At 62.8% G+C, this 24,625-nt stretch carries 21 protein-coding genes; 11 read left to right on the top strand and 10 right to left on the bottom strand.

The features are described 5' to 3' along the window. Positions 1–36: 36 nt before the first annotated feature. The 8 genes from DMX11_RS09935 to DMX11_RS09900 form a co-directional block, all read right to left on the bottom strand. The gene (locus tag DMX11_RS09935) at positions 37–852 is read right to left on the bottom strand and encodes a CoA ester lyase (protein ID WP_110744367.1); all 816 of its coding nucleotides are present in this window, start codon (positions 850–852) and stop codon (positions 37–39) included. Continuing rightward, positions 849–1,691, bottom strand: coding sequence for a MaoC family dehydratase N-terminal domain-containing protein (locus DMX11_RS09930; RefSeq protein ID WP_110744366.1), 843 nt, complete (start codon positions 1,689–1,691; stop codon positions 849–851). Before DMX11_RS09930 ends, DMX11_RS09935 begins: the two co-directional genes overlap by 4 nt. Before the next feature lie 13 nt (positions 1,692–1,704). After that, positions 1,705–2,634, bottom strand: coding sequence for an electron transfer flavoprotein subunit alpha/FixB family protein (locus DMX11_RS09925; RefSeq protein ID WP_110744365.1), 930 nt, complete (start codon positions 2,632–2,634; stop codon positions 1,705–1,707). Then, entirely contained in the window at positions 2,634–3,383 is a 750-nt protein-coding gene (locus DMX11_RS09920) for an electron transfer flavoprotein subunit beta/FixA family protein (protein ID WP_110744364.1), read from the bottom strand. The genes DMX11_RS09925 and DMX11_RS09920 overlap by 1 nt, the downstream gene beginning before the upstream one ends. 51 nt (positions 3,384–3,434) lie before the next feature. Next, a complete protein-coding gene (locus DMX11_RS09915; protein ID WP_177410725.1) occupies positions 3,435–4,631 on the bottom strand; it encodes a CaiB/BaiF CoA-transferase family protein in 1,197 nt (398 codons plus the stop codon). A gap of 56 nt (positions 4,632–4,687) precedes the next feature. Further along, positions 4,688–5,854: an acyl-CoA dehydrogenase family protein gene (locus tag DMX11_RS09910; protein ID WP_110744362.1), complete on the bottom strand. Its 1,167-nt coding sequence runs from the start codon at positions 5,852–5,854 to the stop codon at positions 4,688–4,690. A 71-nt stretch (positions 5,855–5,925) separates the two neighbouring features. Beyond that, a complete protein-coding gene (locus DMX11_RS09905; RefSeq protein ID WP_110744361.1) occupies positions 5,926–6,522 on the bottom strand; it encodes a thiamine pyrophosphate-dependent enzyme in 597 nt (198 codons plus the stop codon). Beyond that, positions 6,510–7,040 (bottom strand): thiamine pyrophosphate-binding protein, encoded by a 531-nt coding sequence (locus DMX11_RS09900; RefSeq protein ID WP_110744360.1) that lies wholly within the window; start codon positions 7,038–7,040, stop codon positions 6,510–6,512. The genes DMX11_RS09905 and DMX11_RS09900 overlap by 13 nt, the downstream gene beginning before the upstream one ends. A 489-nt stretch (positions 7,041–7,529) precedes the next feature. Here DMX11_RS09900 and DMX11_RS09895 point away from each other — a divergent pair, with 489 nt between their 5' ends. From DMX11_RS09895 to DMX11_RS09885, 3 genes are all read left to right on the top strand, one after another. After that, a complete protein-coding gene (locus DMX11_RS09895) occupies positions 7,530–8,822 on the top strand; it encodes a dicarboxylate/amino acid:cation symporter (RefSeq protein ID WP_110744359.1) in 1,293 nt (430 codons plus the stop codon). 214 nt (positions 8,823–9,036) lie between these two features. Continuing rightward, positions 9,037–9,960, top strand: a complete 924-nt coding sequence (locus DMX11_RS09890; RefSeq protein WP_047602692.1) for a LysR family transcriptional regulator — start codon at positions 9,037–9,039, stop codon at positions 9,958–9,960. A gap of 274 nt (positions 9,961–10,234) precedes the next feature. Next, positions 10,235–11,605: an MFS family transporter gene (locus DMX11_RS09885; protein ID WP_110744358.1), complete on the top strand. Its 1,371-nt coding sequence runs from the start codon at positions 10,235–10,237 to the stop codon at positions 11,603–11,605. Between the two features lie 103 nt (positions 11,606–11,708). On the opposite strand, the gene DMX11_RS09880 is transcribed toward DMX11_RS09885, so the two are convergent. Together DMX11_RS09880 and DMX11_RS09870 are read right to left on the bottom strand one after the other, a co-directional pair. After that, positions 11,709–12,200 carry a DUF1543 domain-containing protein gene (locus tag DMX11_RS09880; RefSeq protein WP_110744357.1) on the bottom strand — a complete coding sequence of 164 codons (492 nt, stop codon included), beginning with the start codon at positions 12,198–12,200 and terminating at the stop codon, positions 11,709–11,711. Positions 12,201–12,589: 389 nt separating this feature from the next. Beyond that, positions 12,590–13,504, bottom strand: coding sequence for a LysR family transcriptional regulator (locus DMX11_RS09870; protein WP_110744356.1), 915 nt, complete (start codon positions 13,502–13,504; stop codon positions 12,590–12,592). Positions 13,505–13,710: 206 nt separating this feature from the next. Between DMX11_RS09870 and DMX11_RS09865 the strand changes: the two genes are divergently transcribed. From DMX11_RS09865 to DMX11_RS09825, 8 genes are all read left to right on the top strand, one after another. Further along, positions 13,711–14,733: a zinc-dependent alcohol dehydrogenase family protein gene (locus tag DMX11_RS09865; protein ID WP_110744355.1), complete on the top strand. Its 1,023-nt coding sequence runs from the start codon at positions 13,711–13,713 to the stop codon at positions 14,731–14,733. Positions 14,734–15,247: 514 nt separating this feature from the next. Continuing rightward, positions 15,248–16,633, top strand: a complete 1,386-nt coding sequence (locus DMX11_RS09855) for a hypothetical protein (RefSeq protein WP_110744354.1) — start codon at positions 15,248–15,250, stop codon at positions 16,631–16,633. Continuing rightward, positions 16,630–17,982 carry a GntR family transcriptional regulator gene (locus DMX11_RS09850; RefSeq protein ID WP_110744353.1) on the top strand — a complete coding sequence of 451 codons (1,353 nt, stop codon included), beginning with the start codon at positions 16,630–16,632 and terminating at the stop codon, positions 17,980–17,982. The genes DMX11_RS09855 and DMX11_RS09850 overlap by 4 nt, the downstream gene beginning before the upstream one ends. Before the next feature lie 153 nt (positions 17,983–18,135). Further along, positions 18,136–19,785, top strand: a complete 1,650-nt coding sequence (locus DMX11_RS09845) for a VRR-NUC domain-containing protein (RefSeq protein ID WP_110744352.1) — start codon at positions 18,136–18,138, stop codon at positions 19,783–19,785. After that, positions 19,782–22,049 (top strand): ATP-dependent DNA helicase, encoded by a 2,268-nt coding sequence (locus DMX11_RS09840; protein WP_110744351.1) that lies wholly within the window; start codon positions 19,782–19,784, stop codon positions 22,047–22,049. Before DMX11_RS09845 ends, DMX11_RS09840 begins: the two co-directional genes overlap by 4 nt. Before the next feature lie 239 nt (positions 22,050–22,288). Next, positions 22,289–23,203 carry a tyrosine recombinase XerC gene (gene xerC / locus DMX11_RS09835; protein ID WP_110744350.1) on the top strand — a complete coding sequence of 305 codons (915 nt, stop codon included), beginning with the start codon at positions 22,289–22,291 and terminating at the stop codon, positions 23,201–23,203. Between the two features lie 270 nt (positions 23,204–23,473). Then, positions 23,474–24,307 (top strand): urease accessory protein UreD, encoded by an 834-nt coding sequence (locus DMX11_RS09830; RefSeq protein WP_110744349.1) that lies wholly within the window; start codon positions 23,474–23,476, stop codon positions 24,305–24,307. Between the two features lie 9 nt (positions 24,308–24,316). Then, positions 24,317–24,619 carry an urease subunit gamma gene (locus DMX11_RS09825; RefSeq protein WP_003253929.1) on the top strand — a complete coding sequence of 101 codons (303 nt, stop codon included), beginning with the start codon at positions 24,317–24,319 and terminating at the stop codon, positions 24,617–24,619. The last annotated feature ends 6 nt before the right edge of the window (positions 24,620–24,625 follow it).

Raw genomic sequence — 24,625 nt, 5'->3', positions numbered from 1 at the left:
AAGGAGTATGCGGTGCCGGGGGCGATAACGGGAGCGTCAGCCGGCCTGGAGCAGCATGGCGCGGGCGCGCAGGATGACGGGAGCGTCGACCATCTGGCCATCGAGGGTGAACACGCCAGCGCCAGTTTCAGCGTGTTCGACCACCCGCTGCGCCCAGTCCAGCTCGGTAGCCGAAGGCTTGAGCGCGGCGTGAATCACGCTGACCTGGCCAGGGTGAATGCACAGGGCGCCGGCAAAGCCCATGTCCCGGGCGAAGCGCACCTGACGCTGCAGCCCGTCGGTGTCCTGGATGGCAGGGAAGACGCCGTCCAGCGGCGCAGCCAGCCCGGCGACGCGGCTGTGCAGCAACACCGCATAGCGGGCATGGTCCAGTACCTGCCCGGCGGCGGCACTGCCGACGTTCAGCCCGAGGTCCAGGCCCAGATCCAGGCTGCCGAACGACAGACGGTCGACGCCTGTCGCTGCCGCCAGGAGGGGCAGCGCAGCCAGGCCCTTGGCACTTTCGATGATCGGCCACACCGCCTTGCCGGTGGCATGTGCGCGTTCGATCTGGCCGACGGTTTCCGCCTTGGGCAGCAAAATGCCGACGACGCCGGGGTGGCGCTGGCACAGCGCCAGGTCGGCATCGTGGGCCCAGTGACCGGGCGCGTTGACACGCACAAGTACCTGGGCCTGGGGCTGATCACTGAGAAACTGCTCAAGGTTATCGCGCGCCTGTTCCTTGAGGGCCTCTTCAACGGCGTCCTCCAGGTCAACGATGACTCGGTCGGCGCCACTCGCCAAGGCCTTGGGAATGCGCTCGGGGCGGGTAGCCGGCACGAACAGCGCACTGCGTACGATATCAGCGCTCATGGGAGTGCCCCTTGGGCGAATTCGATTTCGCCAACCTGCGCCTGACCGGCCTGATTACCTGCCCAGACCTGCGCCTTACCGTCACCGGTCAACCGCCCGCCGACGTGGAACGCATCCGGGCAGATCAGCGGGCGCACACCGCGATAGCTGAAGCGGCGGACGTTCAGTTGCGGGTTCGCGCGCACGAAGGCACGCAGGTTCAGGGTAGCGATCAGCGGGCCGTGGACCACCAGCCCCGGGTAGCCCTCGGTTTCAGTGACGTATGGCCAGTCGTAATGGATGCGATGGCCGTTGAAGGTCACTGCCGAGTAGCGGAACAGTAGCGTCGGATCTGGTTGCACGCTTTCGCTCCAATCGCCCTGGGGCATCGGCTCGGTGCCGCCGAGCTTGGGCGGCGAAGGCTCGCGATAGACGATGTCCTGCTCTTCGAGCAGTGCCCGCTGGCCGTCCTGCACATATTCATGCTGCACGGTGACGAACATCAAGGAGCCGGTACGCCCGTGCTTCTCCTCGACATTGAGGATGGTCGAGCGGCGGGACACCTGGGCATCGATCCGCAGCGGGCGGATGAATTCCAGGCGTCCTCCGGCCCACATGCGGTTGCGGTTATCCGCCGGGGGCAGAAAACCGCCCCGCGCCGGATGGCCATCGCCACCCAGGCCGGCCGCTTCGACTGGCTCCTGAAAAAACGCCCAATGCCAGAGTGCGGGCAGGGCATCACCCGGCGCGGGTGCCGGCTCGCTCAAGGTGGCGGCAATACGCTTGACCAGGTTATGGCTGATGCAGTCATGGACGGTCTCGCTACGGCCAATCCATGTTTGGGGTGCAGGTGTGCTCATTTTTTATTGTCCTTTACAGCGTCGAAGTCAGTTCCGGTACGATCTCGAACAGGTCGCCGACCAAACCGTAATCAGCTACCTGGAAGATAGGTGCTTCTTCATCCTTGTTGATCGCGACAATGACCTTGGCGTCCTTCATGCCGGCCAGGTGCTGAATAGCGCCGGAGATACCCACGGCGATGTACAACTGCGGCGCGACGATCTTGCCAGTCTGACCGACCTGCATGTCGTTGGGCACGAACCCTGCGTCTACCGCCGCGCGCGAAGCACCAACCGCAGCGCCGAGCTTGTCGGCCAGGCTATACAGGTGGCTGAAGTTGTCACCGTTGCCCATGCCACGGCCGCCGGATACCACGATCTTGGCGGCGGTCAGTTCGGGGCGGTCGGACTTGGCCAACGCTTCGCAGACAACTGCCGACAGGCCTGCATCTGCAGCACCGGCCAGTGCCTGGATTGGCGCGCCGCCGCCTTCTGCCGGCACGGCGTCAAAACCGGTGGAGCGCACGGTGATGACTTTTACCGCAGCGCTGGATTGGACGGTGGCAATGGCGTTACCGGCGTAGATTGGACGCTTGAAGGTGTCCGCGGACTCGACCGAAATGATCTCTGAGATCTGGTCGACATCCAGCAGCGCAGCTACCCGTGGCAGGAGGTTCTTGCCGTTGCTGGTGGCCGGCGCCAGCACATGGCTGAAGTCGCGGCCCAGGTTGGCCACCAAGGGCGCCACGTTTTCCGGAAGCTGATGGGCGTAGGCGGCATCGTCTGCCAGCAGCACTTTGCTCACGCCAGCGCACTGCGCGGCGGCGAACGCCACACCGGCCACGTCGTGTCCGGCTACGAGCACCACGATGTCAGCGCCGATCTGGCGAGCGGCGGCCAGGGTGTGCAGGGTAGGGCCAGCGAGGGAGTGATTGTCGTGTTCAGCAACTACCAGAATGCTCATCAGATCACCTTCGCTTCGTTTTTCAGCTTTTCAATCAATTCGGCCACCGACCTGACCTTGATACCTGCACTGCGGGCGGCTGGGGCTTCGACTTTCAAGGTCTTGTTGGTGGAGGCGAGGGACACGCCCAGATCGCCTGGCTTGACGGTCTCCAGCGGCTTTTTCTTGGCCTTCATGATGTTCGGCAGCGACGCGTAGCGCGGCTCGTTCAGGCGCAGGTCGGTGGTGACGATGGCTGGCAGGTTCAGCGCAACGGTTTGCAGGCCGCCGTCGATTTCACGGGTGACATTCAGCTTGTCGCCAGCCACTTCAACCTTGGAGGCGAAGGTGCCCTGAGCGAGGCCGGTGAGCGCGGCCAGCATCTGGCCGGTCTGGTTGTTGTCACTGTCGATGGCCTGCTTGCCGAGGATCACCAGCTGCGGCTGCTCCTTGTCGACAACGGCCTTCAGCGCCTTGGCCACGGCCAGGGCGTTCAGTTCGTCAGCGGCTTCGACCAGGATGGCACGGTCGGCACCCAGGGCCAGGGCGGTACGCAGTTGCTCCTGGGCAGTGGTCGGGCCGACGGAAACGACGACGATCTCGGTCGCAACGCCTTTTTCCTTCAGGCGTACGGCTTCTTCCACGGCGATTTCGCAGAAGGGGTTCATGGACATCTTGACGTTAGCAAGGTCGACGCCGGAGTTGTCCGCCTTGACGCGAACCTTGACGTTGTAGTCGACCACTCGTTTGATTGCGACCAGCACTTTCATAGGCAGGAATACTCTGTGTTTGAGCAATGGCAACGAATGAAGAACAGGGCGTCAGATGACCCCTGAATTGCGCAGTTGCTGAATACGTTCTTGGGGCAGGCCGAGTTCGGCAAGGATGCCTTCGCTGTGCTGGCCCAGTGCGGGGACCGGGTCCATGCGCGGTGCATAGGCGTTGCTGGTGGCCGGCGGCAGCAGGCTGGGCACTGATCCGGCGGCGGTGTCGATGCGACGCCAGCGGTCCCGGGCTTGCAGTTGCGGGTGGGCCCAGACACCCTGCATGTCATTGACCTTGGCATTGGCGATGCTGGCCCCATCGAGGCGCCGGATCACGGTGTCGAAGTCCAGCGCAGCAAAGGCCTCGACGATCAACCCGCGCAGCGCATCGCGATTGGCTACGCGTTTGAAGTTGGCGCTGAAGCGCTCGTCTGCGGCCAGCTTTGGCTGCTGCAGCACCTGTTCGCAGAACAGCTGCCACTCGCGCTCGTTCTGCAGCCCCAGCATGACGGTGCTGCCGTCGCCGACCGGGAAGGGGCCATACGGGTAGATGGTCGCATGCGCCGCGCCCGCACGTGGTGGTGGTGCGGCGCCCTCGTAGGCGTAGTAGAGCGGGTAGTTCATCCATTCCACCAACGCCTCGAGCATCGACACTTCCACCTGGCTGCCGATGCCGGTTTTCTCGCGCAGGAGCACCGCCGAGAGGATGCCGGTGTAGGCATACATGCCAGCGGCGATGTCTGCGATCGAGTTACCGGCCTTGGCCATCCCGTCTTCGCCCGGCCCACCAGTCACCGACAAAAAGCCGCCCTCGCTCTGGATCAGCAGGTCGTAGGCCTTTTTTTGTTCGTAAGGGCCGCCTGCGCCGTAGCCGGAGATATCGCAGACAATCAACCGGGGGAAGCGCGTGTGCAGCGCCTCGAAGGTCAACCCCAGGCGCGCAGCTGCACCCGGTGCCAGGTTCTGCACAAGCACATCAGCCTGCTCCAGCAACTGATCAAGGATGTCGCCGGCGATCTCCTGCTTGAGGTCCAGGGCCAGGCTTTCTTTGGAGCGGTTGGTCCACACGAAATGCGAGGCCAGGCCGTTGACACGCTGATCGTAGCCCCGGGCGAAATCGCCACTGCCAGGGCGCTCCACCTTGATGACCCGGGCGCCCAGGTCGGCTAGCTGGCGCGTGCAGAAGGGCGCCGCGATCGCGTGCTCGAGGCTGATGACTGTGATCCCGTCAAGGGGGCGGATGGACTGGCTCATGGTGGTCGTCTCTCTTGTTATGGCAAGCCCTCGTGGGTAACGGGGGGCAGTCCGGATCAGAACGAGCGTGGCAGTTCCAGCAGGTGTTCAGCCACATAGGACAGGATCAGGTTGGTCGAGATGGGCGCAACCTGGTACAGGCGGGTCTCGCGGAACTTGCGCTCGACGTCATATTCATTGGCAAAGCCGAAGCCGCCGTGGGTCTGCAGGCAGGCGTTGGCGGCCTCCCAGCTGGCCTTGGCGGCCAGGTACTTGGCCATGTTGGCGGCCGCCCCGGCGTTGCGCCCGCTGTCGTATTCAGTACAGGCGCGCCAGCGCATCAGGTCGGCGGCTTCGATCTCGATGTGGGCTTCCGCGATGGGGAACTGCACGCCCTGATTCTTGCCGATCGGCCGGCCGAACACCTCGCGGTCACGGGCGTACTGGCTGGCTTTCTCGACAAACCAGCGGCCATCGCCGATGCATTCGGCGGCAATCAGGGTGCGCTCTGCGTTGAGGCCGTCGAGGATGTAGCGAAAGCCCTTGCCTTCTTCACCAATCAAACTACTGGCTGGGATTTCCAGGTTGTCGAAGAACAGCTCGTTGGTCTCGTGGTTCACCAGGTTGGCGATCGGCTGCACGGTCAGGCCGTTGCCGATGGCCTCGCGCAGGTCGACCAGGAAAATCGACATGCCATCGACCTTTTTCGTCACCTCGGCGAGCGGGGTGGTGCGTGCCAGCAGGATCATCAGGTCTGAATGCTGCACCCGCGAGATCCACACCTTCTGGCCATTGACCACGTACTTGTCGCCCTTGCGAACCGCAGTGGTCTTGATCTTGGTGGTGTCGGTGCCGGTGGACGGCTCGGTCACGGCCATCGATTGCAGGCGCAGTTCGCCGCTGGCCAGTTTGGGCAGGTAATAGCGCTTCTGCTCGTCGCTGCCGTTACGCAGCAAGGTGAACATGTTGTACATCTGGCCATGGATGGTGCCAGAGTTACCGCCGCAGGCATTGACCTCTTCGAGAATGACCGAAGCCTCGGCCAGGCCCAGGCCGGAACCGCCGAAATCTTCGGGAATCATCGCCGATAGCCACCCCTCGTCAGTCATGGCCTTGACGAAGGCTTCAGGGAAGCCCTTTTCCTCGTCGATCTTGCGCCAGTACTCGGCCGGGAAGTCGCCACACAGGGCACGCACACCCTCGCGAATGGCGTTGAGTTCTTCATTGCTGTTGTTGTCGTGCATCATCATTCTCCTGGGTGGGCCGGGCCGGCAGCGTCATCGTGGTTCGGCGGCCGGCCGGCCCTGTAACACGGTCAGATAGGCGCAAAGCCCAGAGCGGCGCGGAAGCGGTTCTTGATGTAATGACCATCGCGCGGCGGCAGTACGCGGGGTGGGTTCTCAGCCTTGATTTTCACCGTCGCCAGCTTGACCCCGTCACGGTTGGCGAAACGCTCGCGCAAGGCGTGCACACCGTCCATCTCACGAATTTCCTGAGTCCAGGCGAAACCGCAGGTGTTGGCAACCTGGTCCAGCTGAATGCCGAAACCGGCGTGGCTGACCTGCATGCCTGTCTCGCCGAAGTGGCCGTTGTCCAGTACCACGATGGTCAGGTTCTTCGGCTGTTGCAGGGCAACGGTGGCCAGGGCACCAAAACCCATCAGCAGTTCGCCGTCACCGGTGACCACCACCACGCTTTTGTCTGGCTGGGCATTGGCAAGGCCCAGGCCTACGGTGATGGCGCTGCCCATGGCGGCCCAGAGGTAGTAGTTGTTGTCGTGATCGCCTGCCGCCATCACATCATAGGAGGCCGAGCCCAGGCCGGTGACCACGAGCACATCGTTGCGATCGGCCAGCAAGGTACGGACGACTTCACGGCGGCACAGCACGTGGTTAGCGCTTACTTGACCCATTTCTTTTCTCCGATCAGACGCTGGCCAAGCAGCAGGGCGGTGGCGGCATCGCCATTGAAGGCCATGGTGGCAGCGCCGTGCAGCAGGGGGGCTACGTCCTCTGGCTGGTCGGCGCGCCAGGTCATCACCTTCATCAAGTTGAGGGAGGCTTCGGTGGCTTGGCCCATGGGGTTCTGCCAGGCGTTGAACTCGGCCCAGTCGCCACGCATGGTCACCACCATCAGCAGCGGGAAGCCGGCGCAGTTCTGCAGGGCAAGGGTGTTGATGCAGTTGCCGACGCCGCTCGACTGCATCAGCAGGGCGCCGCGTTCGCCGCCCAACCAGGCGCCGGCCAGGTAGCCGATGCCTTCTTCTTCGGTGGTCAGCACAACGGCCTTGATATCGGGGTCCGCGTAGGACATGCGGATGGCCGCCGAGTGGCCGGCATCCGGGACGAACACGACGTGCTTGACGTCGTGGGCCTTGAGAACGCGGAACACGTCCTCTTGCCAGTTCTGTTCAGCTTCTTGCGATGACATGGGGTCTCTCCCGGCAGTGCTGCTTTTGTTTTTCCTCATCATGGGGGGAGTTGCCGTGCACGACGACTACCGTTTTTTTCTTTGAGATATGCCGTTGCGGCATAGGTCGGCTCATGCAACGGCAGGTCGACGCTCGCTGCGACCGGTTGCCGCGCCGGGTCAGGCATGGCTCGGGCAGGGGAAGCTGGCGTTATAGAAAGCGGGCATAGCTGATAGACACCAGCAGCGCTTATGGGGCGTCGGCGAAGACGTTAGGTTGTCGACTCGATCGCGGCCGAGCCGCTGTCGAATCAAAACAACAATAAAATTGGGGGTCGTCGATGTTGCTTCGTTACCTGCGCACGCTTGCCGGGTGGCTCACTGCTGAGCCGCCATTGGCCGATACGCCATCCTCACCATGCCGGTTCCGGCACCTTGCACTGTCCTATTTCGTTCCGTAATGCACTGCCCAGGCAGTGTCGGATCTTATTGCTTGAATACAGGTGCTCAATGAAACGCAGACTACCGTTGGCGGGCTGGATACTGCTGGCCATGTTTCTCGGTGTGGTGATCGGCTACGTCATTTTTCTCACCAGCCCGGACAAGGCCGCCGCCGCCCATACCGCGGGCTACATCTCGGTGATATCGGATGTGTTCCTCAGGCTGATCAAGATGCTGATCGGGCCGCTGGTGTTTTCCACCCTGGTGGTTGGCATCGCCCACATGGGCGACGCTGGTGCGGTAGGCAGGGTGTTCGGCAAGGCCATGATGTGGTTCATGACAGCCTCGCTGCTGTCGCTGGCAGTCGGCTTGATGATGGCCAACATTTTGCAGCCGGGGCTGCACCTGGCACTGCCGCTGCCAGACGCCAGCGAAACCACTTCGCTGCAGACCTCGGCCTTTACCCTCAAGGCCTTTGTCACCCATCTGGTACCCAGGTCCTTCGCCGAGGCCCTGGCCAACAACGAAATCCTGCAGATCGTGGTGTTCTCGCTGTTCTTCGGGGTCGCCCTGGCGGCGCTGGGCGAAAAAGCCAAGGGCCTGGTGCGCCTGACCGATGAGCTGGCGCAGGCCATGCTGCTGATCACGGGCTACGTCATGAAGCTGGCGCCCTTGGCAGTGATGGCGGCCATGGCCGCAACGGTGGCGGTCAACGGCTTGTCGATCCTGGCTACGTTCGCGGTATTCATGCGCGACTTCTATCTGGGCTTGCTCTTGCTGTGGGTGTTGCTGGTGCTGGCCGGCGCGATGTTCCTGGGCCGGCGGGTGTTCGCCTTGCTCGCACTCATCAAGGAGGCGTTCCTGCTGGCGTTCGCCACCGCCAGCTCCGAATCGGCGTATCCAAAACTGCTTTCGGCACTGGATCGGTTCGGGGTCAGCCGCAAGATTTCCAGTTTCGTGATGCCCATGGGCTACTCCTTCAACCTGGACGGTTCGATGATGTACTGCACCTTCGCCGTGCTGTTCATCGCCCAAGCGTACGGAATCGAGATGACCCTCAGCACCCAGATCCTCATGCTGCTTACCTTGATGCTGACCTCCAAGGGGCTCGCCGGGGTGCCTCGGGCATCGTTGGTCGTGATTGCCGCAACCCTGGTGCAGTTCGATATTCCTGAAGCGGGGCTGCTGTTGATCCTGGGGATCGACACCTTCCTCGACATGGGACGCTCGGCTACCAACGCCGTCGGCAACTCGATCGCCACTGCGGTAGTGGCCAAGTGGGAAGGGGAGCTGCAGGAACCGGACGCACAGCCGGCTAACTCACGCGCCACTGACCCGGAAGTAGAGCGTTCAACAGCTTGAGGTCGGCGCTTGGTGGGCACTGGGGGCCTGCGGGTGATTTCAGCGGGTGGAACAGGGCATTCATCCGTGCGGCCACACGTGTGTGGCCAGCCCGAGGGGTTCGCATGGGGTTCTAGCTGCTATGCTCAAATGCTATAGCTGGCGCCAGAGGCTGTCTTTAGACTGTCAAACACGCCGTTTCAGAGGCGCTTCTTTCCTTGCCAGTGGTTGACCGATGGACGTAACGCAACTCAAAACCCTGATCCACGTGGCTGAACTGGGCAGCTTGAGCAAGGCGTCGGACCGGCTGCATGTCGCTCAACCGGCGTTGAGCCGGCAAATACGGCAGTTGGAAAAGGAGTTGGGTGTTTACTTGTTCGAGCGCCATGGCCGTGGGATGGAAATCACTGCGGCGGGGCTCGAGGTGCTTGAGCGGGCCACCCGCATCATGAACGAGCTGGAGTCCATTCGTACTTCGGTCGCTGGCGGGCGCGCGGCCTTTCGCGGCATGGTCGCCATCGGTACCACGCCGACCATCGCCGAGATCGTCACCGTGCCGCTGGTCAAGCGCATCTGCGATACCCACCCGGACCTCTCCATTCGCTTCTCATCGGCCTTCAGCGGCTACCTGCTCGACTGGTTGCAGCGCGGCGAGCTGGAGTTGGCCATCTCCTACGATCCACAGCCGCTGCATACCCTGCGCATCGAACCGGTGATGATGGAAAACCTTGTGTTGGTCGGCCCTCCCGATTCCGGGCTGACCCTCGACACGGCGATCCCTTTCGCGCAGTTGGCCAGTGAACCGATGGTCTTGCCCAGCCCCCGCCATGGGCTGCGCAAGATCATGGACCAATGTGCCTTGGAGCGCGGATTCAAGATCACCACCAGCGTCGAGGCGGATTCGTTCGGCGCAATGATCGACCTGGTCCGGAATGGCTTTGGCTACACGGCATTGCCCTTGGCGTCGATCTACTCGCGCTTGAATGACGGCACGCTGTGCGCCGCACCGTTGGTCGACCCCACGCCCATGCGCAAACTGGTGTTGGTACTGCCCGCCGACCGCCAGGTGAGCCCGGCAACCCGCTATGTCGGCCAGACCTTCGTCGACATCGCCTCGGAATTGGTGGCCGAAGGCATCTGGGCAGGGCACATGCTCTGATGCTGGCCAGCTATTCAATCGCGGCATAGCTGCTAGAGGGCAGCGGGTCTGGCCGCTCCCCAGACGAGGGCGTAGTTTTGCTCAGGAATAAAAGTCAGTGCGCTTTCGCTGACTTGTAAAATAATAGATCCCAGAAGGTGCCACTCATGATCCGCGTTCCAGCGCCCTGCCTTTCACCGCTTGCTATCTCCCGCCACGACTCCACGCCGATCCATAGAACGTAAACCAACGCTGTCGTTCCTGCCTTGCGTTTGCCCAAGATCTGGAGTTACCCATGCACGCCAACAATAACAATTCCGCTGCGCCTGATATCCGCAACCTGACCAACCGCCAACGGATACGCGCCATACTCGGTGCTTGTTCCGGCAACCTGGTGGAGTGGTACGACTTCTTCATCTACGCCTACACTTCGATCTACTTCGCAGCCCTGTTCTTCCCCCAGGGCGACCAGACCACACAGTTGCTGGCGACCGCCGGGATCTTCGCCGTGGGCTTCTTCATGCGCCCCCTGGGCGGTTGGATCTTCGGATACCTGGCCGACACCCGTGGTCGTAAGTTTTCCATGATCATCTCTGTGTTCCTGATGTGCGGCGGCTCGCTGATGATCGCCCTGCTGCCCACTTACGAGTCCATCGGCATGGCTGCTCCAGTGCTGCTGTTGGTTGCTCGCCTGATGCAGGGGCTTTCGGTGGGTGCTGAATATGGCACCGGGGCCACCTACATCAGCGAGATTTCCCGCAAGGGCAAGCGCTGCTTCTTTGGCTCGTTCCAGTACTTCACGATCATTGCCGGCCAACTCCTGGCGCTGCTGACGGTGGTGGTGCTGCAGAATGTGCTGCCGCTCGAAGATCTCAAGGCCTGGGGCTGGCGGATACCGTTCTTCATCGGTGCGGTCAGTGCACTGGTGGTGGTCTACCTGCGCCGCTCAATGCTGGAGACAGCCCATGCCCAAGGCGCGAAACACAAGGAAGCCGGCTCGATCAAGGCCCTGATGAAGCACAAGAAAGCCGTGCTGCTGACCATTGCCATCACGGCTGGTTGCTCGCTGCACTTTTACACGTTCTCTACCTACATGCAGAAGTACCTGGTGGTGTCGGCCGGCTTCGACCCCTCGACGGTCAGCTTCATCATGACCGCCGCGCTGGTGGTGTTCATGTGTCTGCAGCCGGTGTTCGGGATGATGGCCGACCGGATCGGCTCGCGTAACAGCATGATTGCCTTCGGCCTGCTGTCGAGCCTGTTGATCGTGCCGTTGCTCACGGGCCTGAAGAGCGTCAGTAACCCGTACGAAGCCTTCGCGCTGGTCATGCTCGGGCTGCTGATTGCAGCGTTCTATACGCCGGTGACCGGCGTGCTCAAGGCTGACCTCTATCCCGCCACCGTGCGCGCACTGGGGGTGGGCTTGCCTTATGCATTGGGCAATGCGCTTTGCGGCGGCACGGCCGAGTACGTGGCGCTATCGTTGCGCGGGGCGGGGGTGGAGTCGTACTTCTATTACTACGTGGCGGCCATGAGCGCCATTACCCTGCTGGCAGCCGTGCTCATGCCAGACTTGCGCAAGCATGGTTACCTGGATGGCACCGGCGCGGTGGAGGAGCACACCGGCCTGCGCAGCGGCCCTGCGTACTCCAACGCTCGGGGCTGAGCCCCGGCCACGCAAAAGCCGGGTCTGCATGCAGCCCCGGCTTTTGTTTTCCCATCGCACTCGCTGGCCACCCGATTCCCGCCGGTAGAACGGTGTTTTAACCTCAGAGCAGGATGTAGTCGCTGTATTGACGCAGCCCGCCATGTGCACCTTCGATCAAGTGCACATAACGCCCGCCCACCAGGTCGACTGGCAGGCAATCGTCTACCTCCAGTACTGCATCGGTATGCGGCTTGAGCCAGCCTCCCTGCATGCGTTGCTTGCCCAGTTGCTTGGCCTGGGCCTTGTCCCTGGCCACTATCAGCAAGTAGCGGTGCGCCTCGCCAAACACCTGCGGCTCGTAGCCGCCCAGGTTGATGAAGAACAGCCGCGGATCATCCGGGCCCGGCGCGAGCTGGCTGAATGTGACACGGTAGCGATCGATACCGTCGACTTCCAGCCACGAGTCGATGTGCAGGCCCGCACGGCTGCCGAACCAGCCTTCGCGCAGTTGCGGGTATGCCTGCTGCAGGGAGTTTGCCTGCGCGAACAGCACGTCGTGTACCTCGATACTGGCCCGGGGGTGGCGGCCACCGAGCATGACTACGTACAGCATGAGCAATTCCTTCTGGGGGCAGGGGACGCGTTCCGGGAAAGTGTCAGCGTTGCTTTGACGGGCAAGGCGGTGAGGCTGACCTGACTGTTTTCGATACCGACCTGGACCGTGACGTTGTCTGCCAAGGAGTAAGCGTCACGCTGCACGACGCTGAGAGGGTTGGGTGCGCTGGCGAGTTTCAGCGTCACTGGCCATGTGATCGAAACCGATTCTTCAAATCCGTTGAGAGCGTGTGGAGTTTGCCAGCCAGGTCGGCATGATGCCGCCCTATTTTTCACATTTGGATAGATTCTCCAGCGTGACGTGTGGTGCGCTGACTTTGGTCCGGGGGTTGATACGGGCAGGGCCGAAGGTTCATAGCTCTCTCCGTCCGCCCAGCACCGTGCGGCTCAAAGACTGTCAGGGTCGCCAAAAAACATCTGTATCCGCGACCGCAACCATTTTTCCGCCGGGTCGTTGTCCTGCGCTCCGCGCCAGGCCATGTGAAGCTCGAAACTGCGCACGGGGATCGGCAGGTCTTCCGCCCGCAGGCCACCGGCAGCCGTCAGCGCATCGGCCGTGTAGTCCGGCACCGTTGCAACGATGTCGGTGCCCGCCAGCAAACTCCCCAACCCGTTGAATTGCGGCACCGCCAGCACGACGTGGCGCTTGCGGCCAATCTCTTCCAGTGCCTCGTCGATAAAACCCGACAAGTCACCGGCAAAGGACACCAATGCGTGGGGCCGAGCGCAGAAATCGTCGAGGGTGATGCTGCCGGGCACGCTGTCGGCGCGCAGCAGTTTCGGCATGCTGCGGCGCAGCACTTTGCGCTTGGCGTTGGCCGGCAGTTCGCTGGTGTAGCTGACCCCCACCGAGATTTCCCCCGAAGCCAGCAGCGTCGGCATCAGTAGGTAGTTGACTCGGCGCACCACCAACACGATACCGGGGGCCTCGGCGCGAATGCGCTTGAGCAGTTGCGGCAGCAAGGCGAACTCGGCGTCGTCCGACAGGCCGATGCGGAACACCGCATTGCTGGTGGCCGGGTCGAATTCGGCGGCGCGGCTGACAGCAGTGGAAATCGAGTCCAGCGCTGGCGACAGCAGGGCAAATATCTCGTGGGCTCGCGCCGAGGGCTCCATGCTGCGGCCGGTCCGCACGAACAGTGGGTCGTCGAACAGGTTACGCAGGCGCGACAAGGCCGCGCTGATGGCCGGTTGGCCGAGGAACAGTTTTTCTGCAGCCCGCGTTACGCTGCGCTCGTGCATCAGCGTTTCGAACACGATCAGCAGGTTGAGGTCTACGCGACGCAGGTCGTTTCGATTCATTGGTGCGCTTCGCCTAAAGTGGGGCAGGGGTGAATCTTAAGGCCAAAGGCTGTTACCCTGCACGGGTTTAGGGGGACCAATCGCAGGGAAAGTCAGGTGCCCAATCGATGACAAGCATGTCGACTATTAATGACCACTGATGGTCTAACCGGCAAAGCCCGGATAGAGTCAGGGGTAATTAGAGGTTCACAAAGGCGAGGTATGCGATGTCCCGCATGATCCGTTTCCACAAGTTCGGCGCTGCCGATGTGCTCCGTTGCGAGGAGCAGGCCGAACCGTCACCGGCTGCCGGCGAAGTGCAAGTTCGCGTCGAGGCGGTTGGTGTCAGCTGGTATGACGTGCTCTGGCGCCAGAACCTGGCACCGTCCCAGGCGCGTCTGCCCGCGGGAATCGGCCACGAGATGGCCGGGGTGGTGACTGCGGTCGGTGAAGGGGTTGACGACATTGCCGTAGGCGATCGCGTCGCCAGTTTTCCCGCTACCAGTGCCAACGACCATCCGGTGTATGGCGATGTCATCGTCCTGCCGCGGACGGCCATCACCCGTTACCCGGGTGTGCTCACCCCGATCGAGGCCAGCGTGCACTACACGCCGCTGCTGATCGCCTATTTCGCCTACGTCGACCTGGCGCGGGCCAAGGCTGGGCAGACCGCGTTGGTAACGGATGCAAGCCATTGTGCCGGGCCCGCCTTCGTGCAGTTGGGCAAGGCGCTGGGGCTGAGGGTGTTTGCTGCCACCAAGGAGGAACAGCAGCGTGAGTACCTGTTGGGCCTGGGGGCCGAGAAGGTGATCGTCACCGAAGAACAGGACCTGCTGCTGCAGATTGGCAAGTACACCGACGGTCGCGGCGTGGACATGGTGCTCGATGGCATGGGCGGGCCGCAGATGTCGCTGCTGGGCGATGTGCTGGCACCTCGCGGCAGCCTGGTGCTGTACGGTCTGCAAGGCGGCAACCAGACGCCGTTCCCGGCGTGTGCGGCATTCCAGAAGAACATCCAGTTCTACGTGCATTGCATCGGTAATTTCACCGGCAAGCCGGAGCTTGGCATCAGCCAGGACCAGGTGGCCTTGCAGCGTGCCCTGCGTGATATCAACCAGTTCACTGCTGACCAGTTGCTGACGCCGCAGATCATCAAGGTGTACCCCTTCGAGCAGGTGGTGGAAGCCCACCGTTACATGGATCAATGTCCGTGTGGCGGGCGAGTGGTGCTGGACATGGCGCAACACTGACGGTTGTCTGCGTAATTTGAAACCCGGGCAGAGTCCCGGGTTTTTTATACGTCGAATAAATGATTGTCGGCATCAAAATAGGAATATTCCTACATTAAAAGGCGGCAGGGATTACAGGCAGGACGAATACTTTGGGCGAGTCGGAAATATTCCGCCAAGCATTCCGACTTGAACTGTTTTCTTGCAGAGGTCAATGTGATCCTGCTCTCGTGCTGAATGGTTTTTTTACCGCGATCTGTATCTTCAATTCGCTTTGCATCCCTCGATAATGGCCCGGTGATGGTTTACGCAAGGAGCGTGGAATGAGCATGGCGATGCCTGAGTCAGGGCAGTTTGGGGCAGCAGCGGGCAGTCGCAGGGGTGGTTTCCTCTCAATGGCTTGGCGACAGTGATGCTTTACGTGATTACTTTCGCTTGGATGTAGGAAATTTCTTCTGGATAAGTTCGACGCATGTTGAAGTTCAAGTGCTTGGCACGGCTTGCGTTCGCTACATGTAGTAGGTGAGGTGGTTTCGTGACGGCTATTCACGATCAGGCAATGCAATATATCTACCAGCAAGTGCTCGAACGCTTGCTGAGCCATATGTCCCAGGCGCAGCGCGCTTCTTTGCAATTGCTGATACAGCGCCTGCTGATTTCAGCTGGTGGCACCGAGTACATTGGCACTTTCCGTTTGCAGGTATTGCACGGCAGCGATCGTCAGAGTACCCGGCTGTTGGCCATGCTGCGCGCGGCGCAACTGAGCATCGCCCTGCGTGCGCCGGTAACCTTCCAGTTGCAGGTGTTGGTGGTCAGCTTGCCGATGGCGTGTAGCGGAACGCTGCAAGCCCATGAGCGCAGTTTCAGTACCCTGTTCATGCAGGATGACCCGCGGGTGCAATTGCAGATGATTCAGGGGCGCGAAGTGGTGCCTTTCAACTGCCGGCCCCCGGTAGCCCCCGAACGCTGGCTGTTGGCAAGGGACGCCATGCTGGAGTTCGGTCACCTGGTCGATGCCAGGCCCGAAGCCTTGTTGGGTAGCCGCCTGTTCCTGGACCTGGCGGGGGCCATAGGTTTCGCTCTATTGGTACAGGCGCCCGCCGATGCAGTGGTCACCGCCGTTTCCGGGTTGCAGCGGCGCCGTTACCTGGCGTGGGCCCGGCGCAGCCTGCGCATGGCCGGCGAGCGGGGGCCGCATGTGATGCATCAGTGCCTGGCGATGCTGGCCCACGGTCTTGGCCGCTTGCCCGGCGCCGTGGATGTAGCGCCGGGGTGCCTGGCCGGGCCATTGCATGTCGATGCACCACAAGGTGTGCCGGTGCGGCTTTTTGCTATTGATGACCTGCTGCCGCACTTGCTTGACGAGCAGCCACTTGACGCCATGCTCGGTTGCAGCTTCGAAGCCGCGCCGGATGCCTGGCCGCTGCCCGCATTTCTCGACCCATTGGTCACCGCGCAACTGCACGAGTTGCGTGCACGCAGCCTGGAGCCGCAGGTCAGTCGCCCGGCGTTGCGGCTGGCGGGACAGGCGGGTGGCAGCGGACCGCGTGAGGGCCATCAATCATTGCTCGGTAAAACCTACGGGATCAACCAGACCCAACTGGTGTGCCTGCTTTTCAGCCCCTTTGCCAGGCAGGGGAAGAACCTCGAGCGTTTTCTGCAATGCCGGCACGCTGACATGCTGGTGGCACTGCCCTACCTGCACAGGGCGTTGCAAGGCAAGCCTTGCCCCGATGCGGTGAAAGCCTGGCTGGTCAACACCAGCGGTCTGCCGCTGGGGAAATTGCGAGCGATCTATGGCGGGCAGTTACCACTGACCACCTGGCGTCTGCTGAACAGCCTGGCCCGCCGAGATGTGCACCTGCGGTTGTTGCCGCGGCAGGCGCGTGGGCGGCAACGTGGTTGCGAGGGCCCGCCTTGAAGGGGCGAGCGGGCCGCGGCGAGTTCGCTTATCGAAAGGTCTATCGCTACCTCGAAGCATTGATTGGCCAGGCAGCCTGCGGCGGCCCTTGCCGGTTACCGTCCCTGCGCGCACTGTCGCGACGGCTGCGGGTCTCGTTGGCCACGGTGCAAAGTGCCTACAGCCTGCTGGAGGAGGAGGGCCGGGTACACTGCCTGCCGCGGTCGGGGTATTACGTGCTGATCACTGGCAGTGAGCAGGTCCCGTGCTGGCAGGCTCCCGTGCCAGCACGACCACTGCTGGAGCGCGCTTTGCTCAGCCACGAACGACGCCTGGCCCGTCAGCGTGACCGCAGCGCTGTGCCCTGGGAGGCGCTGGGCAGTGCCCGTTTACGTCACGCCCTGGCTGAGCGATACACCCGCTCGTCCAGCCAATATTGGCGTGCTGAAGATGTGCAACTGGCCCCTGATGTACTGACGTTGCTCGATACCCTGCTCGCGGCGCTGGCGATGCAAGGTGGCACGGTACTGGTGCACTCTCCTTGTTGCTGGCAGGTGTTGCGTGCCCTGGCACGTGCCGGCATGTCTGTGCTGGAGGTGCCGCTGGATGCCCGTGGCAACCTGGACCTGCGCGCCTTGGCCGGGCTATTGGGGAGCGAGCCGGTAAGGATGCTGGTCATGCCGTCGTGCCTGGGTATGCCAGAGGGGCGCCTCATTTGCGCGCACTACCAGCAGCAATTGGCCCTGATGCTCGAACTGCACCCGGTATGGTTGCTGGAAAACGATCTGGACAGCGAGCTTTGCTACAACGGGCCGCCCCCTGCACGCCTGCGCGATTGGGTCGACCCACGCAGGCTGCTGGTGATGGGGGCGCTTGAAGCAGCAGTGGGGGCCGAGGCGCCCTATGCCTATGTCCTGGGCCTTGATGCAGCGCTGCCCAAGGCATTCGCCGAGCGTGGGTTCAGGCTCGCGCCGCTGCGCCTGCAGGCGCTTGCGCACATGTTGGCCAAAGGGGACATCGAGACGCAGTTGGTCGAACTGCGCACGAACCTGCAAGCACGCATGCAAAGCCTGGCCAGTGCGCTGGGGTCACAATTCGCCCAGCGGGCAGTGGTGGAAATACCTCAGGGCGGGCAAATGCTATGGGTGCGTTTTGCCCAGCCTTTGGCCTGGGATGTGATCGCCGCCGCATTGGCAGGTTCCGCATTGCATGCGTTGCCGGGCGAGCGGTTCAGCTCGCAGGGGCGGTTCAAGCAATACATGGCACTGGTATGGCTGGGGGATAATCCCAGCGAGCTGCAACAGGCGGTGGAGCGGCTGGCGCAAGCGCTGGAGCAGCGTTGCGGGCGACATGTCCGGGTCCCGAGTTGAGCTCTCCCCGACAAGGCCGCCTCACGCCTGTCGCGATCGGGCTGGGAAGCCTCCCAGTGCCGATCATCACACCCGATGCGACCCACGGCTCTTGTCATGCATGCGGGTCTGTATGTATAACCAGTGCCTGTTCCCGCAATCTGACTCCAACCCGTGATCGCCCATTCTGTCGACGACCCGTTCTATTACCTGCACAATTTCCGGCAGGTGCTGCTTTGGGTCGAACATCGCTATGAAGACCTGCTCGACAAGCATGAGCTGGCCTTCATCCGAACCTTCAGCCAACTGCAAGCACCCGCCCAGGCCTTGTTGGTGCGCATGGTCATGCGCAAAGGCGAGCTGTTTCGCAGCGACCGGCTCGACTATGTCGAAATCGGTGACACTGCGCTGGCGCTGCAACCGCTGCAGGCCCTCGGCTGGGTTCGCGAACCTGAGGAACTGGACCTTGCCCAGCTGTTTGCCCTGCTGCGCAAGGACGAACTGGCGCGCTGCTTTGCCACGCAACTGGTCCGGCCGCGTGCAGCCAAGCATGAGCTGATGGCACAGCTACAACCCTTGGCGCTGGCAGCCCGGTCCTTGGCTGAATGGTTCCCCGGCTGCGAGGTGCGCATCCTGCAGTGGTGCCTGCAACCGCTGTGCGACCGCATGCGCCTGCTGTTCTTCGGCAACCTGTACCAGGACTGGTCAGACTTCGTTCTGGCCGACCTTGGCCTGCTGCGCTACGAGCAGGTGCCATTCAGTACCGATTCCCGGGCCTTGCACTACCGTGCCGAGGTCGACCTGGCCATGGCCTTGCACCAATGTGCCGAGCGCCTGGAGCAGGGTGACGACCCCAGGTCGATCCTCGCTGTGATGGAGGGTTTGCACAGTGACAACGCCTGGCTGGCCCGGCGTCACGCGCGGTTGCAGTTCGCGCTTGGCCAACAATGCGAGCGGCGGGGGGACTGGGACCTGGCCATGGCGGTATACGCTCAGTGCAACCATGCCCAGGCCCGTATTCGCCAAGTACGTGTGCTGGAGCGCAGCGAACAGTGGCCAGAGGCCCACGCAATGGCGTTGCAGATGGCTGCGGCACCCGCCAATGCGCTGGAGGTGCAGGCGCTGGAGCGCATGCTGCCGCGCCTGGCGCGCAAGCTTGGTGGCCCGCCACAGCGGCGTCAGCGGGTCGCGCCGCTTGAGCTGATCGAGCTGCAGTTGCCTGCCGAGCACGCAGCGCTGGGCGTTGAAGAAGCCGTGCGGCAGCACCTGGCACTAGAGGGAGGCCAGGTGCACTACGTGGAGAACACGCTGTTCAACAGCCTGTTTGGCCTGTTGTGCTGGGAGGCAGTATTCGCGCCGGTGCCTGGCGCCTTCTTCAATCCGTTTCAGGCTGGGCCGCAGGATCTGCACGACGGTGATTTCCGGCAACGCCGCGCTGCACTGTTCGAGCGCTGCCTGGGCCGGCTTGACGATGGCAGCCATCGCCAGGCGATCCTGGACTGTTATGTGGCCAAACAGGGCCTGCAGTCGCCGTTCGTATTCTGGCCCATGCTCAGTGAACAACTGCTGGAACAGGCCCTTGCGTGCCTGCCTCCTGCCCAGCTGAAGCACTGCTTTCAGCGCCTGTTGCAGGACATCCGTAGTAACCGGGCGGGCATGCCCGACCTGATCCAGTTCTGGCCCGAACAGGGCCGTTATCGCATGGTCGAGGTCAAGGGGCCCGGCGATCGCCTGCAAGATAACCAACTGCGCTGGCTAGCGTTCTGCCGGGAGCACGGCCTGCCCGTCGCGGTGTGCCATGTGCGCTGGAGTGACACGCCTTGAGCTACAGTGTGGCGGTGCGCGCCTTGTGCGAATTCAGCGCCAAGGTGGGTGACCTTGACCTGCGCTTTACACCTTCACCCACCGCTCAGGAAGGCATTGCAGGCCACCAGCGTGTAGTGGCGCAGCGTGCTGCTGGCTATGAGGCGGAAATCACCCTCGAAGGCCAGTTCGAAACCCTGCGGGTACGCGGCCGAGCCGACGGTTATGACCCTGCCAGCAACCGGCTGGAAGAAATCAAGACCCACCGTGGCGACCTGGCGCGCCAGCCGCCCAACCATCGCCAGTTGCACTGGGCGCAGGCCAAAGTCTACGGCTGGCTGTTGTGCCAGGCGCGACAGCTGCCGGCTATCGAGGTGGCTCTGGTGTACCTGGACGTGGACAGCGATGGCGAGACGTTATTCACCGAGCACTGCACGGCGGCTGAATTGCAGGCCTTCTTTGAAACCCAATGTCAGCGGTTTCTGGGGTGGGCGCGGTTTCAGCAACAACGCCTGGCCGAGCGTGACCAAGGCCTGCAGGCCCTGAACTTCCCCTATCCGGAGTTTCGCCAAGGTCAGCGGCAACTGGCCGAAACCCTCTACAAGGCAGTGAGCACTGGCCGTTGCCTGATGGCCCAGGCCAGCACCGGCATCGGCAAGACCCTCGGCACCTTGTTCCCGCTGCTGAAGGCGATGGTACCGCAGCAACTCGACAAGCTGTTCTTTCTCACAGCCAAGACCCCGGGCCGGGCGCTGGCCCTCGATGCCATGCGCCAGATCAGCGCTGCCACGCCACAGCCCGCCTTGCGCACACTGGAACTGATCGCTCGCGACAAAGCCTGTGAACACCCTGACAAGGCCTGCCATGGTGAGGCCTGCCCATTGGCTGCGGGGTTTTACGACCGCTTGCCGGCAGCGCGTGAAGCCGCGGCAGCACGACCCTTGCTCGACCGCGACACCCTGCGCGAAGTGGCGTTGGCGCATCAGGTGTGCCCGTATTACCTGGGCCAGGAAATGGCGCGCTGGGTCGACGTGCTGGTCGCCGACTACAACTATTACTTCGATGCCCACGCCTTACTGTTCGGCCTGACCCAACTCAACCAGTGGCGGGTCGCGGTGCTGGTGGACGAAGCACACAACCTGGTCGAGCGCGGGCGCGGCATGTACAGCGCCAGCCTTGACCAGGGCCAGTTGCAGGCCCTGCGCCAGCGCAAACCGCCAGGGCTGACCGGTGCCCTGGACCGCCTGAACCGCCAGTGGAATGCGCTGTACAAGGCGCAGCGTGCGCCATACCAGACCAGTGATTCGCTGCCCGACGGCCTGTTGCGTGCCCTGCAGCAGTGCATCGGGGTGATCCAGGAACAAATGAACCAGGCGCCCGCGCACATGGACCCGCCGGTGTTGCAGTTCTTTTATCAGGCCCTGCAGTTCAGCCGGGTCGCCGAGCTTTTCGACGAGCACTTCCTGTTCGATATCAGCCAGCGCCAGGGCCCGCGCAAACGCCGGCTGGCGACCCTGTGCCTGCGCAACGTCACCCCGGCGCGGCTGCTGGCGCCGCGCATGCAGGCGGCGCGCAGTGTAACCCTGTTTTCCGCCACGTTGAGCCCGCGGCATTTCTACGGCGACTTGCTGGGCATGCCTGCCGACACCGCCTGGTTGGAGGTGGCCGCGCCGTTTCGCGCCGAACAGCTAGAGGTGCGCATTGCCACCCAGGTGTCTACCCGTTACCAGCAGCGCCAGGCCTCGCTGGCTCCGATCGTCGATCTGATTGCCCGGCAGTATGAGCAGATGCCGGGCAACTACCTGGCGTTCTTCAGCAGTTTTGAATATCTGCAGCAGGTGGCTGGGCTGCTGGCCGAGCGGCATACACAGATTCCACTCTGGATGCAGGAACCGGGCATGGACGAGGCAGCCCGCCAGGCGTTTCTGGATCGCTTCGTTGCTGATGGCCGCGGCGTGGGCTTTGCGGTATTGGGTGGTGCGTTTGGCGAAGGGGTGGACTTACCCGGCACGCGGTTGATCGGCGCCTTCGTCGCCACCCTCGGGCTGCCTCAGGTCAACCCGGTCAATGAGCAGTTCAAGCAACGTTTGGGGCGGCAGTTTGGCGCAGGTTTCGATTATGCCTATCTCTATCCTGGGGTGCGCAAGGTGATCCAGGCGGCGGGCCGGGTGATCCGGGGCGACCAGGACCGCGGGGTGTTGGTGCTGATCGATGAACGGTTTGCAGAACCCCGTGTGCAGCAGATGTTCCCGGGGTGGTGGCCAGCGGCCGAAGAATGCCAGTGAGCCTTGCGACGCGTTGCACGGGGCTAGACAGGGCTTGATTCGTTGGATGGCTTCAATTGGGGTAAGATCCTGGCCTGTGCCGATTGTAAAACCGTGGAATATCAAGGTGATGGCACTTTACCGCGACCGAATGACATACCTATTTTGTAGACATCCAGACTCACCGGTATCTCGTTTTGATTTGCTTCAGGGTTGGCCCGCTGGGTTGCTGGCCAACGCTTCGCTACAGGATTCACGTTTTGACCGACCTCTCGAAAAATCCGCTGCTGCAGTACATGGCCCGCCTGGCCCCATCCAGCCAGCAAACCATGCGCTACATTCTTCAGGACGCCGCCGACCGGCTGGGCTTTGCCGACTGTAATATCGTCGACGTGCCTTGGCATCGGCTCGAGCCCGGCCACGTGATTGCCCTGGTCTCCGCCCTGCGTGCCGACGGGTACGCCCCCAACAGCTCGTCGCTGTACGTGAACGCCATCCGGGGCGTGATGAACGAGGCATGGCGCCAAGGCCTGATCGACCATGAGCGGTTGCTGCGCATTCGCGAGGTCAAGCCGGCCAGTGGTACCCGGCTGCCACCCGGGCGCAACCTGCGGCGCAGCCTGATCCGCGAGTTGATGGATGTGTGCGCAGCCGACCCCCGGCCGCAAGGTGTGCGCGACGCGGCGATCATCGCCTTGTTGTATGGCACCGGCATGCGCAAGTCGGAATCGGTGGATATTGACCTGGACCAGGTCGATTTCGAGGCACGCAGCCTGCAGGTGGTGGGCAAAGGCAACCACCAGCTGGTCAAGTACGCACCGCCATGGGCGTTCGAAAAATTGCAGGCATGGCTCGCACTGCGCCGGCAGGACCTGCCGGCTGGCGTCGAGGACGACCCCTTCCTGTTCAATCGCATTCGCCGGGGCAGCCACATCACCCGTGCGCGCATCACCAAGCATGCGATCTACTACATCGCCCGCCAGCGCGGCGCCCAGGTAGGGGTAAAGATCATGCCGCACGATTTCCGCCGGGCGTTCATTACCCGGGTGATCGAAGAGCACGACCTGTCGATTGCGCAAAAGCTGGCGCATCATGTCAACATCCAGACCACAGCCATCTACGACCGGCGCGACGACAACGAACGTCGGCGTGCGGTGGACCGTTTCGACTACTGACCTTGGGATCCAGGGCTGTTCCGCAGCCCGCATCCGGTTGGCACCGAAACAGGGCCAGGGTGCGCCCCCGCTTTGTGCGCCGTTAGCCCCCATGCTCGATGCCAGAGCGGCGGGGGCAAAAGTTTCATCTGCCTTCACCTGCGGAGTTGGCCCGCAACCTGCTATATCCAGCCTGCGAATTTGATCGAGTGGTCAGGCCGTGCGCGCTAGCAGCCGCCCGTGCCGAGCCCTCTAAACGGCCAGCAGGCCACGGATTTCAGGGGCCGCAGGATGTCGCTCGCGGAGCAGATCGAACAACAACAAGACGATGCAGGCTGGAGCGCCCACCTGCAGTTGCGCTTTGTCAGGCGCGATGATGTGACCCGCCTTGGTGCGTGGAGGCATTTCGGACCTCTTTTGGTGCAGCGGCCGTTCTATCCGGAAGGTGCACCCTGCCACGTCTATGTCTTGCACCCGCCGGGCGGCATCGTCGCTGGCGACCGCCTCGAGCTGGACATCCACCTGGAGCCCGGCAGCCATGCGCTGCTGACCATGCCTGGGGCAAGCAAGTTCTACCGCAGTGTCGGCCCCACCGCGCGGCTGGCCCAGCGCTTTCAGCTGGGCGCGGGAAGCACCCTCGAGTGGCTGCCACAGGACAGCATCTTCTTTTCGGGTGCCCGCGCCAGCCTCGCCAGCCACTTCATCCTTGAGCCAGGCGCACGCCTGCTAGCCTGGGAAACCCTGTGCCTGGGCCGCCCAGTCATGCACGAGCGCTTCGACCACGGTGCCCTCGACAACCTTCTGCACATCGAGCTGCCCGACGAGGTTGGCCTCCACGAGCGCCTGCGTATCGAAGGCGGGCAGCTGGATAAGCTCGGCGGCCATCCACTGCTCGCCACCTTCTGCGCCGCACCGGCCGACCAGGCGGTGCTGGAGCGGGTGCGCCCGTTACTCGACGAATTGGATAACCCGGCTGGCGCGACCCTGCTTGGGTCGCTGCTGGTGATCCGCCTGCTCGACCATGACAACCAACATCTGCAACACACCCTGCAACGCCTGTGGCATGTGCTACGGCCGGCCGTCCTCGGCTTGCCGGCCTGCCCGCCGCGTATCTGGGCCACCTGAGAGAGCGCCATGGAGCTGACCCCGAGAGAGAAAGACAAACTGCTGCTGTTCACCGCCGCATTGCTGGCGGAGCGGCGCCTGGCCCGTGGCCTGAAGCTCAATTACCCGGAAGCCGTGGCGTTGATCAGCGCTGCGGTGCTGGAGGGCGCCCGCGATGGCCGTACTGTCGCTGAGCTGATGAGCCTTGGCCGCGAGGTGCTGACCCGCGAGCAGGTGATGCCCGGCATCGCCGAAATGCTCCACGACGTGCAGGTCGAGGCGACCTTCCCGGACGGCACCAAGCTGGTGACCGTGCATGACCCGATTGTTTGAACCCGC

The organism is Pseudomonas sp. LB-090624, from assembly GCF_003205205.1.
Taxonomy (GTDB): domain Bacteria; phylum Pseudomonadota; class Gammaproteobacteria; order Pseudomonadales; family Pseudomonadaceae; genus Aquipseudomonas.
Note: the sequence above shows the minus strand (reverse complement) of the source record. Positions and strands in the feature narration are given on the sequence as shown.